Source organism: Rhizobium rosettiformans (assembly GCF_016806065.1).
Classification (GTDB): Bacteria; Pseudomonadota; Alphaproteobacteria; order Rhizobiales; family Rhizobiaceae; genus Allorhizobium.
This window is the reverse complement of sequence record NZ_CP032406.1, coordinates 293,786-311,066: the sequence shown is the minus strand read 5'-3', so window position 1 is coordinate 311,066 and position 17,281 is coordinate 293,786. Positions and strand designations below refer to the sequence as shown.

The following is a 17,281-nucleotide window of genomic DNA, read 5'->3' as shown; positions in this document are numbered from 1 at the left end:
GGCTCAGCCCTGCATCATGACGTCGACGACATCGCTGCGTCGCAGGAGACCAACCATCCGGCCATCGGCATCGACGACGCCGAGTGTGTCCCCGGCTGAAGCGAACAGGGGGGCTGCTTGCGCGATGGAAGCTAATGGCGATGTGGTGGCCGCGGGCAGAGGGCCGGTTGCGGTCTTCATCAGCGAGGCGACCTTGACGACCTTGGAACGGGCGACTTTGCGGGTGAATTCGGCGACGTAGTCGGTGGCGGGCGCCAGAACCAGCTCTTCGGGCGTGCCGGCCTGGACGATCTCGCCATCCTTCATGATCGCGATGCGGTCGGCGAGCCGGATCGCTTCGTCAAAGTCGTGGGTGATGAAGACAATGGTCTTCTTCAGCACCGACTGCAGGCGGAGGAATTCGTCCTGCATTTCGCGTCGGATCAGCGGATCAAGCGCCGAAAAGGGTTCGTCCAGGAACCAGAGTTCCGGTTCGACCGCAAGCGAGCGGGCAATGCCGACGCGTTGCTGCTGGCCACCGGAAAGTTGGCGCGGATAGGCGGTCTCCTTGCCGGCGAGACCGACCAGTTCGACCATGCGTCTGGCGCGACCCACTCGCGTCGGCCGGTCGACCCCCTGAACCTCCAGCGGGAAGGCGACATTGTCGAGCACCGTCAGATGCGGCAGCAGCGCAAAATGCTGGAAGACCATGCCCATCTGATGGCGCCGGATTTCGATCATCCGCGCTTCGCTGGCCGAAAGCAGGTTTTCCCCGTTGAAGAGTATTTCGCCCGATGTCGGCTCGATCAGCCGCGACAGGCAGCGCACCAGCGTTGATTTGCCAGACCCTGAGAGGCCCATGATCACGAAGATCTCGCCGGCTCTCACCTCAAGATTGACGTCGCGGACGGCGCCGACCAGGCCGGCGCTTGAGAGAGTCTCGGCGTTCGGCTTGCCACCATTCGAGGACACGGCATCGCGGGCGCGCGCACCGAATATCTTCCAGACATTGCGGCAGACGAGTTTGGCTTCAGTCGACATGGCAGTTCCGCTGGATCGCAGGACGGATGGCCCGCAGGGGCCGCTCGAAAGAAGGGTCACCCGCGCCGAGGGAGTGCGCGGGCGACCTAAGCCAGTCCGGCTATTTCTTGATCCATTCAGACCATTTGGCCTCGTTGGCGCCGACCCATTCGGCAACGACTTCCTCGACCTTCTTGCCTTCGAGGTCGACCTTGGTGATCATCTCACCCATTTCGTCGTTGCCGACATTGAAGGCCTTGATAGCCTCATGAGCGCCGGGCCACTTGTCCTTCAAACCAGACCAGGCGACCTTCCAGATCGGACCGAAGGGCTTGCCGCAATCATAGGCCATGTCCGGGTTTGAACCCCAGGCGGCGTCCTCGTAGCATTCCTTGGTATATTGCGGGAACTCGACCCATTCGCCCTTGTATTTGGCCGGCGCCCAATGCGGCGCGTAGATCCAGAGGAGGATCGGTGCCTGGCGCTGATAGGCGCTTTCAAGCTCCGCAAAGAGCGCCGCATCGGTTCCGGCATGCACGACCTCGAAGGGCAGGTCGAGCGCTTCAACGCGCTCGTCATCAAATCCGCCCCAGGTGACCGGACCACCGAGATAGCGGCCCTTTGGGGCTGTTTCCGCCGTCGAGAAGGCTTCGGCACAGGCTTCAGCCTTCAGTGCTTCCCAATTCGGCAGGCCGGGGCACTTTTCCTTCATGTATTCGGGAAACCACCATTCTTCCTTGGCTTGCATGCCGGTTTCGCCGAGGTTCTCGACCTTGCCGGTTGCGGTTGCTGCATCCATCGCCTCGCGGCCGGTCGTTTCCCAGATTTCCATGGCGACATGGAGGTCGCCGGATTCGAGGCCGGCAAACTGGGCCAGATAGTCGGCCTGAACAAACTCGACGGAATAGCCCGCCTTCTTCAAGACCTCGCCCATGATCTGGGTGGTGATCAACTGGCCTGTCCAGTCATGTAGTGTCAATTTGATCGGATCGGTGGATTCCTGCGCTGATGCCGGTGCGGTGAAGAAGGCGGCACTCATCAGCAATGCGGCTGCGATAGTTCTCGGCATGCGGTCATGGTGAGGCATTCGAGTTCTCCCAGTAGAGCCCGTTGAGATTGCTTAAATCTGGCAAGGCACCCGGTCGCCGTTCCCCGTACTTTTCGTATCTGATGACGTCCGCGTGTATGGCTGCAGTCTCGGGTCAAGCGCGAGAGCTTGTCAATCCGAATCTGTGGCATTTTGTGTTTTTGTGACCGATTATGTGGTGTCTGCTTGAAGCTGGTGCTATCGCGAGCTATCGATGCGGTGACGAGCAGGATGGAGATTGTCATGCCCCCTTCAACACGGCAGCGAGAGATCTTGCGTCTTCTGGATCGCGAGGGAACCGTGGCGCTTTCGACCCTCGCGCGCAAACTCGGTGTATCACTGGAGACCATCCGGCGGGACCTCAAGCCGTTGGCAAATGGTGGCAGTCTGATCAGGATGCATGGCGCAGTGAGCCTCACTTCCATGGTCGGCGAGGCGCCGTTCGAACGTCGGATGCGTGAAAACAGCGAGGCCAAACGGGCGATAGCCGCCTCAGTTGCAGCGACTATCCGCGACGGTGACTCGATCATGATGGACACAGGCACGACAACGAGCTTCCTGGCGCGGGAGCTCCTGGGTCACCGGCGTCTGACTGTCGTGACAAACTCTTCCGACATTGCGCGCACGCTTGCCACCGTGAACGACAACAAAGTCTACATGGCAGGTGGGGAGTTGCGCAGCGACAATGGGGCGGCGTTCGGGAGTACGGCTATCGATTTCATCAGCCGATTTTCCGTGACCCACGCGATCATCTCGACAGGTGCCGTCAATGCAACGGGGATGATGGATTACGATCTGGATGAGGCGGAATTTGCCCGCACGGTTATCACGCGCGGTCGACGCACGCTGGTTGTGACGGACCAGAGCAAGTTCGGTCGCGAGGGCCTGGTCCGTGTCTGTGGCTTCGAGGCGATCGCCGAGCTTGCGACTGATGTACAGCCTCCACCGGACATTGCCGAGGCCATGGCGGCCGCGGGCACCTGTCTGTTGCTTGCCTGAACTCTAAAGCTCTTTGTCTTGGGCCGGCAGAAGAACTTCCGATCGGGAGCCATGTTTCATGCGCCTGGAAGACCATGTGTTGGAAACCTTGAGACCAGGACCGATCCACCTCTCTGTGACATTCAGGATCCGGCAATGTCTCAGTTGGTCTGTACGTTTGTGAAACTCGATGATTTTCAACGAAAAACGATTATCTTCTTATTGGCCGCGTGAATTTTGATCTCTGATCCCCGATAGGCCCCCAAGCTTGGAATGGCGCGGTGAGGCGCCAGGTTAGCAGAATCATGACCGGGCTGATCACATCGCCAAAGAAACCAGCCGACCAAAAGGTCTTGGACTGGTCCGGCCATTCTCACTGTGCCGCCCGTTGAAAATCGTGAAGGAGACTGCCCAAGCATCTATCCCTTCTCAATGGGAGTGATCCTGATCAGGGGCACCAGGTCATGTGATGACTGGCTCAGAACTTCGCCTCATCAGGCAATCGGGCTTGGGTGCTTCAAAGTCTCAGTTGAGGTGGTGGATCGTCACGTCGGGTACCACTCGCTGGGCGATCTCGCACAGATGCCAGTGATGGGTCAGATAGATGACCTGCCCAACCTTCGCCATCTCGCTCAGGAGCCGAAAGACTTCTTCGGAGCGCGGATTATCGAAGCTCTCCATAATGTCGTCGGCGACGAAAGGCACGGGCGGTCGGATCGCCGCAAATTCCTCGTAACCAGCCAACCGCAGCGCAAGATAGAGTTGGAACTGCGTCCCGGTGGACATGGCATCTGCCAATTTTGAGCCGCCATCCCGCGTCACGCCGATCAGGATCTCCCGGTCACGATCCGGCTGGGTCGTTAGAGCGGAATAATTGCCGCCGGTGATCAACCGAAATGCGTCAGACGCGCGGCGCATCATCGCGCTGCGATGTCGATCCCTGTAAAGATGCAGCGCCTGGTCCGCGGCAAGAGTCCCGGTGCGAAGTATGAGATGGCGGCGGGCATGGTCTTCAATTTCAAGAAGGAGGGTGCGGCGCCGTGCCTCGATGCGAGCGACCGCGTCATCGCCGCCAACGGCATCCAGCTTTTGCTGTGCCAGAGACCTTTCAGCGTAGAGCTGCTTGGATTGCTCGGCCAAATCCTCGATCCGTCGCTCCAGCTCCATGCTATCGCGTTCCAACTGGTCGGCCTCGATTTCGCTAAGCCGTGTCGCAGCCTCGTCGAAGCTTGCCATTCTCAGCGCGTCCATGATCTGGTGGCGCACTTCGCTGATGCGCTTTTCCAGTTGATCACGCTCCCTGACCTGAGCCAGCAAGGCTTCGACCTCGGCAAGCCCCTCCACCGCGAAGAAGCGGGTCACCTCGTTTCGGCGCGCTTTGTGTATTGCCAGCTCCTCCTTGAGGCCAAGCCGCTTCTCCCTTAGCTTTTCGAGTTCGGCCTGTTTGCCATCACGAAGCCGGTCGGCCAGCTTCGCTGCCTCAAAGCGCTGCGTGAGTACATTGGCTGCAGTCACTATATCCTTGGTTGGAGCTTGCTCCTTGCATTCGATCAGCAAGCTTTCCATCGCTTCGCGAAACTGCACCTGATCACGCTCCATTGCCGCGACACGGCTCAAGAGATCCTGTCGCTCTTTCAAGACAGAGGGGAGGGTGCCAACAACGGTTAGAATCGCTCTGACTGCCGGGATCGAGCCGGCCTTGTCGGCGAACCATGTGCGAGACAGGGTATCGATCCAGTCCTTGTGCCAGGCGTCACTGCGTACCTCCGCCTCTTGTTTGTCACGCTCCCGTTCCCTGATGTCACGCTCAATGTCGGCGACCGCCTTCTCAAGTGTGATCCGCGCCGTGCGTTCAGCCCGGGCTTCGGAGAGAGCGCCGGCTGCGGTCTGGATGAGCGCTGCGACCGACGGATCTGCGGCCTCGATGCCGGCTGCAGCAAGACTGGCAATCACGGCTTCGACCAGTTGCTTGAGCTCGGCACGTAGCGGCTCGATAGCCTCCTGGCTCTCGTTCATCCTGTGCCAGGCGGCAAGCGCTGCGGCCCGTCGTGCCATCCACGTTTCGAGCGTGACCAGGCCCTCGCTGGCGCTGAAGTCATGACTGATAACCTCGGGCAAGAGTGCTTTGATCTTTTGTACGAGTTTGTCGTGCTCGTCTTGCGCCTCTGCCAACAAAGCGAGTTGTCGCTCCAGCGCCGTGTTAGCTGCCGCCTCACTCTGGCGCATGTGGCGCAGCTCAGCCAGTTCTTTGGCCCGCGACAATCGTGAGGCCGATATGGCGTCATCACGAAGCATCCGGGCTTCAAAGAATTTCGCGCTCGCAGCATCCAAGGAAGCCAGATGGGTCTGCCAAGCTGCATCGCGTTCGGCGCGAAGTTTGGCAGCCTCGCCGTCATCCAGCATCGCGTCGCTGGCACAGGTCGCAAGCCGCGCCTTTGTTTGCGCAAGTTCCACCTCAAGGTCGCGGATCCGGCCCTCTTGGTCAAAGATGCGTCTCTCGATCGCGACTGCCTGACTTCGCCAGAGTTCGATCTGACGCGGTTCGGCCGAAGCGGTGCGCTTGAGCACCTCCACGTCTCCGGTCCAGGGTGCCAGCTGCGCAATCGTGTTTTCGTAGCTACGACGGTATTCAGCGAGATTGCGTTCTTCCATGACAAGCCTGGCTGGAAGATCAGAGCCGGTCAGTTGCGCGTGTGCCGCCTCGAGGCGGCTGAGGTGGGCGTGATTGATATGCGAGGCAATGCCAGCACTTTTGTTTTCTGCCCGGAGACGTTCGAGATTTTCGCGCGAGCGCATGAGTTCCCGTTCGGCGGCCGTGCGCTTCGCATCGACGCCGGAGCGCTCTTCAATGAGATCCCTCAGTGTGCCAACCAAGGAGGCCGGCAACAGAAGAGCGGCCGGGTCCGGGTGTTTCGCCTGCTCGAGATCGCTGAGAAGCCGGGCAAGGACACCTTCCTGCTCTGCCAGGGCAAGCCGGCGCTTGGGCAGGTCGGCTTCCGCAGCCAGGTAGCGTGCGCGCCCTTGATCCAGCATGTCCATATGCGCCGCGATGGTCGCGGCCTTGTCATCCAGGACAATCTCTTCGATTTCTTCGACCAGTTGTCGAGTCGACCTGTCGGCGATCTCAACGACTGCGGAAAGACGGATCTCATCCTGCAACAGTTTTGGCAGCAGGTTGAACCATTCAGAAGGCGGGCGGGGAACGTCGCCGAGCGCAGCCAGTTCACCATTCAGCCTGGTGAGCTCACGCTGAGCAGGCAGAGCATTCAGCAGGCGCATCAGTTCCTGGTACCTGGCTTGCGCTTCGCCAAGCTCCCTCGTTGCCGTGCGGTAGGCCATATCGGCCTGGTCATGGCCTGTCTTTAAGCCTGCATAAGTCGACGCCAAAGTATCGATCGTGTTGCGCTCGACTTTCAGTGTGTCCAGCGCCCTCTTGAGTTCGGCAAGCTTGGTGCTGGACGATCGCTTCTTGTAGATCTGGTTCGCCTCGTCGGCCGCCGCTGCCAGTGACTTGCTGAGCCCTGCCAGCCCAGAGCTTGCTGAGAACAGCAATTCTCCAAGCTCGCCTTTGCTCTGGATGATGGCATTGCCGCCATCCTTGAGGGACTGGTCATCGAGTGAGAACATCGTCCGATAGGCGTCCCGGCCGATGCCGCCGAGCGCGCCCAGGAGCAGTGCCTCATTCAAAGCCTGACCACGCTCGTCGACGAGGCTACCGCTCCTTTGCTTCAGCCTTGCGACCTCGTGCTCAGCCCCATCGAACTCGAGACACCCGCCGATCTTCATCGTATTGTAGGGATGCAAAAAATTGTAAGGGCTGCGTTCGCCGATGCCATAGAGCAGATCGAGGAAGGCCGCAAAGGTTGTCGATTTCCCGGCTTCATTCAGTCCGTAGATGATATGCAGATCTGGTGTGCCGGGTCGCGCTGCACCGAAATCGATGGAATGGTCGGTGAATTTTCCATAGCGGCTGAGATCAAGTCGGCGAAGGCGCATCAGTTGCCTCCTCGCTCGGCCGCCATCATCCTAGCCGCGATATCTATGGACCCTTCGGCAAGAAGACTGTCCACGAAACGCTCGAAGGCGGCTTCGTCGCGCCCGGCGAAGTCTCGGCATTCGGCCGGAAGGTCGCTCAGAAGCTCACGGACCATATCCCTCACTTCGTCGCGGAAGCTGCTGCGAGTGGTCACTTCCTCGCGCATCAGAGCCCCAAGTTCAACGACGGGATTGGCCGCAAGGCTTTCGGGTGCTGACTGCGGCGTGTCAATCGCCAGTTCCAGCTTCTCGATCCAGGTCTTGCCGATCCGATCTCCACGTTGCTCAGCCTCGGCCAGCATGAGATCGAGGTCGCGGCGGACCTGCCAGGCCAGAGGGGTCTGACCGGTCAACCGCAGCCGGGCAACGAGGTGCGCAGATGCGGTTCGCTCACGCTCGGCCGCCAGTGCCGTTTCGATTGCTCCGGCCGCATCGCGCCATTCCACAACATGTGTGAGATCGACCTCGACACGTTGAAACTGGGCTATGCTGGTCAGCCGCTCCTCCACTGTGATCGTTCGATCATCTGCCACAGTCACAATCGATACGGACTTCGGGCCAGCCTCGTTGATGTCGCGCCCCTGGGGCATGCCCGGCATGATGACCGTGGCTTTCCCGGCATGATGGGTGCGTTGATGGATGTGACCAAGCGCCCAGTAGTCGAAGCCGGATGCGTGAAGATCGATCACATTGCAAGGCGCATAGGGGTCATGGCCAACAGATCCTGCAAGACTGGTATGCATGATGCCAATGTTCACCGCATCCAGCACCGGTGGTCTGTATCTCGGCAGTAGCGTTTCAGGCGCATGTGGCTTGGCGAAGCTCAATCCGTGAAGTGCGACCGGCAGGCTCCCAGCGGTAATTTCAATCGCCTCAGCATTGCCTCCGAATATCTTGACCGTATCCGGCAGGACCAACTCCTTGGCAATCTTTGACAAAGCATCGTGATTGCCCTTGATCAGGTAGGTGCGGATGCCCGCCTGATGGAGTTTTTCCAGCTGTCCTGCGAGAAACCGCGCCGTCTTCATCGATGTCTGATCGCCGTCATAGAGATCGCCTGCGATGATCAAGGCGTCGACCTGTTCATCGAGGCAAAGATCGATGATTGCTGTCAGCGCTTGACGGCTCGCATCGCCGATAAGCTCCGCAAGCTCAGCATTGCGCAAAGCCAGCGAGCGGAGGGGCGAATCGAGATGAATGTCTGCTGTATGGACGAAGCGGAATGGCAAAGCGTTTCTGGATCCAGTGCATTGGCGGTTGGTGTGGTGCAACCTTTCTGTTCTTCTCGTTGCCGAACGTCAACAACAGGCTGTGGCTGAAACCGGCTCAAGCGCTATGCGGTCTCAAGGCCTCGTCGGTTGTTTTGTTGCTCATGTCATGACGCTAAGCTCTACGCGTGCACATGACGAGATGCTTCATGATGTTTGCCCAAAAATTCGATGCTTGCTGATCAAGCTTCGTCCCTGTCGCAAGAGCCACGGCCATAGCTGCCTTCTTTAGGCGTTCCTGACAGCCCCGCCCATCCCATGCAACGGTATGCACCGTCTTTTCGCTTCGCCCGCCCCTTCGGGGTGCATGGGCTGTTTTGGTCTGTCTCTCCGGACGCCATCAGGCCGCGATGGTCGCGGTCTCCACAGCGAAAGGAGACAATCATGTCGAAATCATCGTCATCCAAATTCGATGTCCATCAGGAAGTCACCAACCGCATCGTCGATGCCCTCGAACATGCAGGCGAGTTCCAGCTCCCCTGGATCGGCAACACAGCGACAAGCTTTGCACGTCCCGTCAATGTCGCATCGCGCAAGCCTTATAACGGCGTGAACATTGTCAGTCTCTGGGTCGCGGCCCAGGCTTCTGACTATCCCTCCAATGTCTGGGGCACATACCGCCAGTGGCTGGAGGCGGGTTGCCAGGTGCGGAGGCAAGAGAAATCCTCCCTCGTCGTCTTCTACAAGACTTTCGACGTCGAGCAGGTCAATGACCAGACCGGCGAGGACGAGCCGGCCGAACGTAAGGTTCTGCGTGCCAGCTGGGTCTTCAACGCCGCCCAGGTGGATGGCTTTCCGCTTGATCAAGTTGATATCCCGTATCTGCCCGCATTCGATCCGATCGCTCGCGCCGAAGCCTTCGTTACGGCAACCGGTGCCGTCATCGAGGAGGGGGGTGACAAGGCCTGCTATGTTCCCTCGGCTGATATCATCCGGATGCCGGAGCGTCGCCGCTTTATGGGCACGGCCACCACAAGCGCCGCCGAAGGTTTCTACAGCACACTCTGCCATGAACTCACCCACTGGTCGGGCTCGAAAGCACGCCTTTCACGCGATCTTTCTGGCAGATTTGGCACTGAAGCCTATGCCATGGAAGAGCTTGTCGCCGAACTGGGGGCTGCCTTCCTATGCAGCGATCTCGGTCTGGTGCCCGAGCCGCGTCTCGATCATGCCCAGTACATCAAGCACTGGTTGACGGTGATGAAGTCCGACAAGAAGGCGGTGTTCACCGCAGCGTCGAAAGCCTCCGAGGCGAGTAATTGGTTGATGTCTTTGGCTGCCAAGCATCGCGACATCGAGGATGGGGCGTGAGCCCCATTCTTTCACTCTTTGCCGGTGACGACAGGCAAGGTCTTAAGATGCTTGTCGATGGCCTCGACAACATCTTGGTGCATAGGAAGGTTGGCCTTTTCGGTCTCCCATCGCTCCATGAAGAGTGCGACGGTTTCCTTGGCTGTATCAAGGACGAGTTTCTTGGGAAGCTTCGCTTTCGCAGACAGGTGGGCCAGCTCGTCTATTGTGAACCCGGTAAACTCCTTCGTCCGGCTGAAGGTCAGCGCGGACTTGTCATTGGCGATATATGGGATCGTGGACACGAAGTCATAAGCGGGAGCAAGGCGGGCGTTTCGTCGATCAGGATAGATCAGCGACCAGTTTTTCAGATGCATGTCGCCATTGCCGATCAGGACATTGAATGTCAGGCGGCGAATGAATTCGGCGACATCATCCTGATCGGATTCAGACGCGACCACCGATATCAGATTGCGGTAACTGGCTTTCTTGTACTTGTCCTCAGGGTAGACGTTAAAGACCTGCGCGAAATCCTCGATATGGGTGACGCTGCCATCTTCAGTGCGATCGAAGCGCTCGATGACGAAGGCCTGTTGCCCGATCCTCTCAATACCATCGGGCAAATTGCCGATCGATCGCACATCGATCAGCCCGATCGCTGGCACGTTGATCCCGACCATCCTCGCAAGGCTCATCATCGAGAACTCGTTTTCCGGAATATTGGCAAACTCGCGAGAGGGGAGTTTGACGATCCGATTGCCGCCGACGCCGCTGATCGGAATGGTCAAGCCACCCCTGGCGCTTTGAACCGCCGAGAATTTGAGCTGCACACCCGCCAATGAAAACCGCATGGCATCTTCGGCAGCTTCCTTTGCGGCTTCGCCTTCCAGGATGTTATGTGCTTCGTCCGGCCATTCTTCACCGTCTGCCGGGACGACGGTGATCGCGCCGGGCAGGTCTTGCCCTAGCACCCACAAGAGGAAGAACTCGCGGTCGATATGGATGTCAGCCCTGTCGGCCAGATACCGGCGCAGATGCCCCTCTGGTAAAAGGTTCGAGAAATAGGGCATCAGCTTGATTTTATACGGCCTGAAGTCCGTGATCAGGTCGCCGAGGCTATCCTTGAACTGCAGGCCGAGGGTCGGTCTCTTACGGTTTTCGACATAGGCATCGTTGAAGGCAAAGAGCGTCTTTTCGGTTCCGACATGGGTGATGGTGCCGATGTCTTTGCCATAGAGGCGCACACTCAAAACAGATAGGTCAGGCATCGTCATCCTCCTCATCTAACGAATAGGCGGGACGATTGGCGCTGCGTTGTTCGCTCTTCGGCTCGAATTGGGCGATCTGGTTGCGGAGCGCTCGCATGCTGTTGGTCGCGTCTAATATGCCCTTCCAGTGTTCTGTCAGTCTGGCGTGGTCGATCATTTGGCGCAGTGAGCGGAGATTGCCCAAAAACCGCGTGTCGATCTGGAGACGCTGGAGTGCTGCCGTGGCTTTGCGCAGGTCATCCAGCTCCGGCAAGCCCGGCGCTTCGATCTGAAGGGCACGAACCGCCTTTTGCAATCGCTGCATTTCCTTGTTGATCGCGGGCGGTTGGATCACAGTGCGATCGGTGGTCTGACGCGTAATCGATTTGATCGCAGGCACCGCCTTGCGTGGTACCAAGGCGATCTCCAGATTCAATGCGCTGGCGATCGCGACGAGGCTCGACAGTCGCAGATCAACGCTGTTGGATTCGATCCGCGAAATCTGCGCTTGCGGGACGCCAGCCAACCGGCTCAACTCGCGTTGGCTGAGCTGTTTTGCTTCTCTGGCTTCGCGTAGGCGATCCGCGATCTCCTGGGTTTCATATTTCATCGATGTTTATGTCTGCATCATTGTTCTTATCTGATGTCGTTTACGATATCAAAATATCGTCGGTTGCTCAAGGTGATGTTTTAAACGGCATCAGAATCAAAATATGATGCATTTGTAATGCATCAAGAAGAGACTCGGGAAATTGAGGGTGCTCCTCAAACTAGCTCCGAGCGGCGCCACGCCATTATCGTTTGAAGCCTCTGAGAAAGAAGCGCTCATCAAGGTACTATTTATGCGCGAAGCTGTCCTTTTGAGTGCCGACGAAGCGAAGCCGCACACTCGGATCCAAATTTGGCGACCTATTTCGATACCGTCTGGAACGAAACGTCGATTCCGCGCTCTGCCAGCAAATCCTCTACGTGACGCAGGCCCACCGGAAACCGGTAGTAAAGCCAGACAGCATGAGCGATGATCTCAGCGCGAAAGTGGTGACGTTTGCAACGATGCCCGGCCTGGGCAAAAGAAGATGTTTTCATGCCGAGCGCTTTACCGCCCAAAGCGGAAGGCGACGCTGCCTGAGAAAGTCTTGGTGATTGCAGAAACCGTGCAATAAGACCGAACGCGTGCCTCTGTATCTCTTCCAGAAATTCAACAGTCTCCTCGGTTTCGAGGATGTCTGAGCATTTGAGAAGAAATTTGCGCAAACGGAGGAGTTGCCATGAACGATGCAAATCTTGCCGCCAATTATACCAAGGCTTATGACAATCGCATCGGCTTCGGAAAGAAGCCCGCTTTGGTGCTTGTTGACTTCGTGCAAGCCTATTTCGAGCCGCAAAGCCGGCTCTATGCCGGTGTTGACGAAGCGCTCGCCAGCGCCTTGCGTGTACGGGCCGCAGCGCGAAGCAAGGGCATGTCCGTCATATTCACAGGTGTCGTATTGCATCCAAGCGGTCTTGATGGTGCCTTTTCTTCCAAAAGGCCAAGCCACTCGCCTGTTTCACTGCCGGCAATCCGCTCGGCGCCTGGCCGAAGGGGCGTGAGCCGTATCCCGATGAATTCGTAATTGGCAAGCAGTATCCAAGCGCATTCTTCGGGACTTCGCTCGCGCCACTTCTGACTTCCATGGGTGTCGACAACGTCATTCTCACGGGCCTGACGACAAGCGGTTGCGTGCGTGCGAGCTGCGTCGATGCCATGTCGCACGGCTTTATCACGATGGTGGGCGAGATGCCTGCGGCGATCGGCATTCATCTCCGCATGAGGCAAATCTGTTCGACATGAATGCGAAATATGCCGATGTGGTTTCTGTAGCGGAAATTCTCGACTTCTTTGCTTCGCTTTGAGATTGGCTGCCTCGTTTGCCATCTTCGGCATTTGGAATGAATGCTCCACGACATGTATTCTGTCAAAATGCCCTCAGGGGGCTGACACAAAGTAAAGTTTGCAGGCTTGACTGTTTCGAAACGAAGGAAACAAGTGGCGCGGGGATCGACATCCGCATCTCCAACTGGGACCTAGCTGATGAATTGGGAAATGCGGCTGCTTACGCTTTGCATCCTCGGCGCGATGGCGATTACGATTGTTCTGATCATTGCAACCATCAACGCCTGAGCCCCGTCGGCAATACTTCGAAATCGGGGTAGAGAGGGCGGTGCTTTTTAACCGGTACCAAGTTTTGCTGGAGTGATTATCCCGAAAGCCGCGTCAGCCAGGACATCTGGTCCATGGCTCTTGCGACGCCCGGGAGTACCGATGTCTGGTCGTCATGGGTCGATATCGTCAACAGACAAAAGTGTTGTCAGGGTCTTTCGCCACTTCTGGTCGGTGCTGAGATCGGCCTGCTCTAGGATCATTTCAAGAACACGCTCAGCCAGGATGATCTTCAGCCTGGCGTTTTCAGCTTTAAGTGCAACCATACGATCTTTCTGAGCAGAGCCCGTGGCTGTCGTCTTTGACAGCCAATAGTAGAAGGTCGATCTCGCTATGCCGTATTTGCGACACAACTGGGCTGCGGGCATGCCTTCTTCATACGCCTGCAGCGCCATTTCCATGGTTTCGACGTCGTGTTGATCTTTCTTCGTCATGCTGGATCCCCTCCGATCATAAGGAGTGCTCTTGCCCTCAGGTCAGGCCCCAGGTGATATGGTCCGGTGGAAAGGCCAAGGTCAAGCCGATCGGCGTATTTGTGACAGAGCCCACGGATATGGTTCGAGCTCCGATTCCAGGCATTCGTTGGTGCGAGGCTGAGTTCAGTGGAACTCTTTTTGTTCATGGCCGCGCTGAGGGTATGAACGCGCGTTCATAATCAGCATCTCATCAGCGTCTTTGAGGGGATCCGTTGCGTGTTGGCCCTTCCGGCCGACCGCTGTTTCGAAGGGCAACGAAACGCGACAGGAGATCGAACCAGAACGGTGCGCCAAGTGTCACGGCAAAGGCGGTCAGCACGAGGCCCAGGCATTTCGACAGATACTGGGTAATGGAATCGCCGAACGGCAGGGGCTCCGACCAGCCAAGTGGCAGAGGCAGGGCTTTATCGAGTTCAGCGATGGAGGGCAGGGTAGGCGAGCCCTGTGACAGCTGTTCAAGAGACTGAGCGACTGCCACGCGTAAGGTTTCGTCGTACCAGAGCTTGCGGACGATCTCCAGGCTGTCGGCATTCAGTGCTGAGGCCAAGACCAAAGCGACAACGAAAGACAGGAGCGACATCCAACGCTTGTAGACGCCGGAGGCACGAGCCATCACTTGGTCGAACCATCGACCCAACTCCGTTTTGGCTTCCTCAATGGAGGAGTTGAGATCCAAACCAAGGCTTTGAAAAAGTTGGAGAAGCGGAGAATCCTTGTCGATGCTCTCCAAAGCCATGGCGATTGGTCGTGCTGGGCGATCTTGACCATCCGAACTGCCGAACTTGCCAAGCGCATCGATCAATGCGAGTGCGAAATCCTTGCGTTCAAGGTAGCTCGGTGCCTCCTTGGCGCCGATCGCGCGGCCCGGAACGACGTTGGGTCCTGGGTTATCCAGACCTCGCCGCGACAGACTTCGGATCAGATTGGTTTGCCAAAAGGCATTGCGTAACCTTTCGTCCCCGAGCGCGCGCGAAAGCTCGCGGTAAAGATTGCGAGCCCTTAATCGTGTCCAGCCTGCAATTGCTTCGTTGATGCTCGTGCAGATCAGGCTCAGCATGAGATAGACCATCATTAAGCCGATGGTTGTATCCACGGCGGTAGAAAACAACATGGGTTTCTCCGATTCAAGCTTTCCATGCTTGGTCAACTTCGCCCCGCAACCCGCTGTCCTTACGATCTTTGTCCTGATCTCGGTGGACAGGCAGATCACATGGCGGCTGGGGGCATGATGCGTTTGGTGACGCGAAGGAGCCTCATGGAAGATCATCGCTGCCTGTGACGCCAAGGGCCGCCCCGTTTGGACGAGACGGCCTGTCTCGATCAGTAGGTGGTGTCCGTGATCTTGCTTTGTTGAGGTGTCGAGCGTGCTTTCGGCATCTCCTCCGCTTGCTGTCGCATGCCGCTATCAAAAATGTCATTGGCGATGCCGAGGCCCAAGGGGACGCCGCCGATCGGCAGCGGGTCGCCGGCCTTGCGCTTTGCAGTCCAGACATGCGAGTAGCCGACATCGGCAGGGTCCTTGTAGCGCTCGCGCCCGTCGGCATCGGGACCCCTTCCTGTATCTTGATAGTCAAAGGCGTCGAAACGCCAGTGGACACCGAGCCAAATCCGGCTGAAGGCATTTTCCCATATTGCATGCCAGAGGGACGGGAAGTTGCGTTTCACATAGGTCCGAACAAGCCCTGGCTGGTCCTCGATCGGCGACGAAGGGTCGTAAGGCTGATGCAAGTCGCGGCTTACGCCGTTCATCTCCTCCGACACAAATGTGAAACCGATGTCGTCGACCCCATTTCTGTCAACAGTGGCCGTCCCGTTCGAGGCGTAGTAGAGCCGTGCCATCTGAAAGCATGCTGCGCCGAAAGTCGCATGGCCTGAGGGATAGGCGGGGAAGGGTGGTTTGAAGCTCAGACGGTCGGAGTTTGTTTCTGGCGCACCAAGTGCAAGCCAGAACGGATCGGCAGGCGGCGTCACCATTGCGCTTCCGGTCTCAGAGGCGAATGCACTTGCGTCGTGTTGGCGAATGCCAGACAATGGGCGCCAGAGATCGTGGCGGTATTTTTCGGCCCAGGCGAATTTCCCTGCATCCGCCATCGCCACATTGGCAAGCGCAAACAGCCGGACGAACTCTTTGCTTCGATCGAAGTCGCTCAGCGAGGCATCGCTCCTCGACCAGGCGATATGGCGCAGGATCTGATTGTAAAGACGCGGAGGTGTTCCGATGAGATTGGCACCATCATAAGCCCAGAAATAGGCCGCCACGGTCTCGTCTGCCGTCCGATGCGTTGTGTTCAAGAGCGGTGCGCCACCAAGCCGCTGCACCTCCTCGAGTGCTGCTATGTATTCTGGGTCCGGTGGTCTTGGCCAGTCTGCGATCCGGTGGCCATTCGGATCGGTCGCCGCAAATGTTTTCACGGTCGCGCCGTAAAAGGGCCCGTGGTAGACACGCTGTGCCTTTTGTCCTTTTGAAGCGTCTCGAGGATCGACGTCCGCAAGGCGGACAGGGTTGAGCGGCTCGTCATCGAAGTGATAGCGACCTCCCCGGGGCCGGTAGTCGCCCTGATCGGCGCCCGGCTCGCCTGGCAATACCGCAAGTGCTGAGTGGACTTTCTCGGCAATGGTCACGCCATAGTGATGCGCTGGCGATCCTGCTTCAAGAGCCACACCGAATGGGCTCTTGAAGTTGCGCATCGCGTCGCGCAGCGCATTGCTTGCCGCGTCACAAACCTCGCCCGGAGCACAATATAGTCGCTCAAGGATTGTAATGGCGGCAGCGGTAAGGGCTGCATTGGCATTTGCTTCCGTTGCCTGGATGGAACGGTCAAGTGGCGGACGATTGACGTCTCGCAACCAGGTTGCCGGAGACGACTGTTCGTCATGGCCTAGAGCGCCGAAGAAAGCGTCGTGCATGGCAAGATGAAGGAGTCCCAGGGCTCGAGAGCTCATGGTAGGGCCACCTTGGGGGCCGCGAAGCGAATGCGTGATACGATTCAATTGAAGGCCGGCATGATTCCAGTACAGGACGGGAAATGCGTTAAGCCCGGCAGGTTCGTCGACATCAGGTAGAACAAGCATTGGTCTCTCCATCTGGCTGCTCGATTGTTCAAGCGTTTCAATGATGCGTGGATCTCAGCGAGCCATTCACCGACTGGGTGTCCAAGCTTGCTGTTGGGCGAGAAAGTGCCAATTGAGTGCGCCTTCGGCGTTGGGGGCAGGATGGGGCACATCGTAAAGGACGCTCTCGCCATCCACTGAGCCCCGGCTGTGCGCGTGGCGTCCGATGGCCGTCAGTTGAAGCTTTGAGCCATCCATGTGCACCACCGCCATGCCGTCTGCCGGAAAGAAGCGGCCCGGTACCGTTACGCCAGCTGGCAGATGCCGCAACATCAGGAACTGGGGCCTGTCGGCGCTGTTCTCCGCGAGGATCGCAAAGATCGAGTTTTGCTCGCTGAGGTTATCTGGCGCCGCTTGAGTGTCGCGAGCTACCGGTGTGGCGGTATCCGAGATGATCAGATATTCGCCCGCTGGACCCCGTCGCTCAGCAATCAACCATTCCTCCACGGGAGCATTGGTCTGATGTGGGGCGTCGTACGGTCCAACACGCAGGCTATTGAGCATTGCGATGCGAAAGTTGTCGGGTGTCATCAGCAGCCTCCTTCAAGCTGCTGCGACTGTGCCTTTGCTCCGTGAGCTCACGGTCAATC

13 protein-coding genes and 1 pseudogene are annotated in these 17,281 nt (G+C 58.0%); 3 read left to right on the top strand and 11 right to left on the bottom strand.

Annotated elements, in window-relative coordinates; all coding sequences use genetic code 11:
* Positions 1-3 precede the first annotated feature (3 nt).
* Entirely contained in the window at positions 4-1,020 is a 1,017-nt protein-coding gene (locus tag D4A92_RS23000; RefSeq protein WP_203020189.1) for a quaternary amine ABC transporter ATP-binding protein, read from the bottom strand.
* 100 nt (positions 1,021-1,120) lie between these two features.
* Complete coding sequence (locus tag D4A92_RS22995) at positions 1,121-2,086, bottom strand: ABC transporter substrate-binding protein (protein WP_006725442.1); 966 nt, start codon at positions 2,084-2,086, stop codon at positions 1,121-1,123.
* Between the two features lie 243 nt (positions 2,087-2,329).
* Here D4A92_RS22995 and D4A92_RS22990 point away from each other — a divergent pair, with 243 nt between their 5' ends.
* Entirely contained in the window at positions 2,330-3,085 is a 756-nt protein-coding gene (locus tag D4A92_RS22990) for a DeoR/GlpR family DNA-binding transcription regulator (protein WP_246754132.1), read from the top strand.
* A gap of 504 nt (positions 3,086-3,589) precedes the next feature.
* On the opposite strand, the gene D4A92_RS22985 is transcribed toward D4A92_RS22990, so the two are convergent.
* Together D4A92_RS22985 and D4A92_RS22980 are read right to left on the bottom strand one after the other, a co-directional pair.
* A complete protein-coding gene (locus D4A92_RS22985) occupies positions 3,590-7,060 on the bottom strand; it encodes an AAA family ATPase (protein ID WP_203020187.1) in 3,471 nt (1,156 codons plus the stop codon).
* Positions 7,060-8,328, bottom strand: coding sequence for a metallophosphoesterase family protein (locus tag D4A92_RS22980; RefSeq protein WP_203020185.1), 1,269 nt, complete (start codon positions 8,326-8,328; stop codon positions 7,060-7,062). Before D4A92_RS22980 ends, D4A92_RS22985 begins: the two co-directional genes overlap by 1 nt.
* A gap of 423 nt (positions 8,329-8,751) precedes the next feature.
* On the opposite strand from D4A92_RS22980, the gene D4A92_RS22975 reads away from it, so the two are divergent.
* Positions 8,752-9,678 (top strand): ArdC family protein, encoded by a 927-nt coding sequence (locus D4A92_RS22975; RefSeq protein ID WP_203020183.1) that lies wholly within the window; start codon positions 8,752-8,754, stop codon positions 9,676-9,678.
* An 11-nt stretch (positions 9,679-9,689) separates the two neighbouring features.
* On the opposite strand, the gene D4A92_RS22970 is transcribed toward D4A92_RS22975, so the two are convergent.
* The 3 genes from D4A92_RS22970 to D4A92_RS25355 form a co-directional block, all read right to left on the bottom strand.
* Positions 9,690-10,925, bottom strand: a complete 1,236-nt coding sequence (locus tag D4A92_RS22970) for a type II toxin-antitoxin system HipA family toxin (protein WP_203020181.1) — start codon at positions 10,923-10,925, stop codon at positions 9,690-9,692.
* On the bottom strand, positions 10,918-11,514 hold the full coding sequence (locus D4A92_RS22965; protein WP_203020180.1) for a helix-turn-helix domain-containing protein: 597 nt from the start codon (positions 11,512-11,514) through the stop codon (positions 10,918-10,920). The genes D4A92_RS22970 and D4A92_RS22965 overlap by 8 nt, the downstream gene beginning before the upstream one ends.
* Before the next feature lie 299 nt (positions 11,515-11,813).
* Positions 11,814-12,158: a hypothetical protein gene (locus D4A92_RS25355; protein ID WP_425959426.1), complete on the bottom strand. Its 345-nt coding sequence runs from the start codon at positions 12,156-12,158 to the stop codon at positions 11,814-11,816.
* A gap of 14 nt (positions 12,159-12,172) precedes the next feature.
* On the opposite strand from D4A92_RS25355, the pseudogene D4A92_RS22955 reads away from it, so the two are divergent.
* Positions 12,173-12,797: pseudogene (locus D4A92_RS22955) on the top strand (isochorismatase family protein).
* Between the two features lie 420 nt (positions 12,798-13,217).
* Here D4A92_RS22955 and D4A92_RS22950 read toward each other — a convergent pair.
* The 4 genes from D4A92_RS22950 to D4A92_RS22935 all read right to left on the bottom strand — a co-directional run bounded on the left by D4A92_RS22950 (position 13,218) and on the right by D4A92_RS22935 (position 17,222).
* A complete protein-coding gene (locus D4A92_RS22950) occupies positions 13,218-13,538 on the bottom strand; it encodes a transposase (protein ID WP_203020178.1) in 321 nt (106 codons plus the stop codon).
* A gap of 232 nt (positions 13,539-13,770) precedes the next feature.
* Positions 13,771-14,691: a hypothetical protein gene (locus D4A92_RS22945; protein ID WP_203020176.1), complete on the bottom strand. Its 921-nt coding sequence runs from the start codon at positions 14,689-14,691 to the stop codon at positions 13,771-13,773.
* A 209-nt stretch (positions 14,692-14,900) separates the two neighbouring features.
* Entirely contained in the window at positions 14,901-16,652 is a 1,752-nt protein-coding gene (locus D4A92_RS22940) for a vanadium-dependent haloperoxidase (RefSeq protein WP_203020174.1), read from the bottom strand.
* Between the two features lie 66 nt (positions 16,653-16,718).
* Positions 16,719-17,222, bottom strand: a complete 504-nt coding sequence (locus D4A92_RS22935; protein WP_203020172.1) for a hypothetical protein — start codon at positions 17,220-17,222, stop codon at positions 16,719-16,721.
* Positions 17,223-17,281: the final 59 nt, after the last annotated feature.

Bases quoted from the DNA above. Each gene is read 5' to 3' on its own strand.
- D4A92_RS23000 (WP_203020189.1), bottom strand. From the start codon at position 1,020: ATGTCGACTGAAGCCAAACTCGTCTGCCGCAATGTCTGGAAGATATTC.
- D4A92_RS22995 (WP_006725442.1), bottom strand. From the start codon at position 2,086: ATGCCTCACCATGACCGCATGCCGAGAACTATCGCAGCCGCATTGCTG.
- D4A92_RS22990 (WP_246754132.1), top strand. From the start codon at position 2,330: ATGCCCCCTTCAACACGGCAGCGAGAGATCTTGCGTCTTCTGGATCGC.
- D4A92_RS22985 (WP_203020187.1), bottom strand. From the start codon at position 7,060: ATGCGCCTTCGCCGACTTGATCTCAGCCGCTATGGAAAATTCACCGAC.
- D4A92_RS22975 (WP_203020183.1), top strand. From the start codon at position 8,752: ATGTCGAAATCATCGTCATCCAAATTCGATGTCCATCAGGAAGTCACC.
- D4A92_RS22970 (WP_203020181.1), bottom strand. From the start codon at position 10,925: ATGCCTGACCTATCTGTTTTGAGTGTGCGCCTCTATGGCAAAGACATC.
- D4A92_RS22965 (WP_203020180.1), bottom strand. From the start codon at position 11,514: ATGAAATATGAAACCCAGGAGATCGCGGATCGCCTACGCGAAGCCAGA.
- D4A92_RS22950 (WP_203020178.1), bottom strand. From the start codon at position 13,538: ATGACGAAGAAAGATCAACACGACGTCGAAACCATGGAAATGGCGCTG.
- D4A92_RS22945 (WP_203020176.1), bottom strand. From the start codon at position 14,691: ATGTTGTTTTCTACCGCCGTGGATACAACCATCGGCTTAATGATGGTC.
- D4A92_RS22940 (WP_203020174.1), bottom strand. From the start codon at position 16,652: ATGCTTGTTCTACCTGATGTCGACGAACCTGCCGGGCTTAACGCATTT.
- D4A92_RS22935 (WP_203020172.1), bottom strand. From the start codon at position 17,222: ATGACACCCGACAACTTTCGCATCGCAATGCTCAATAGCCTGCGTGTT.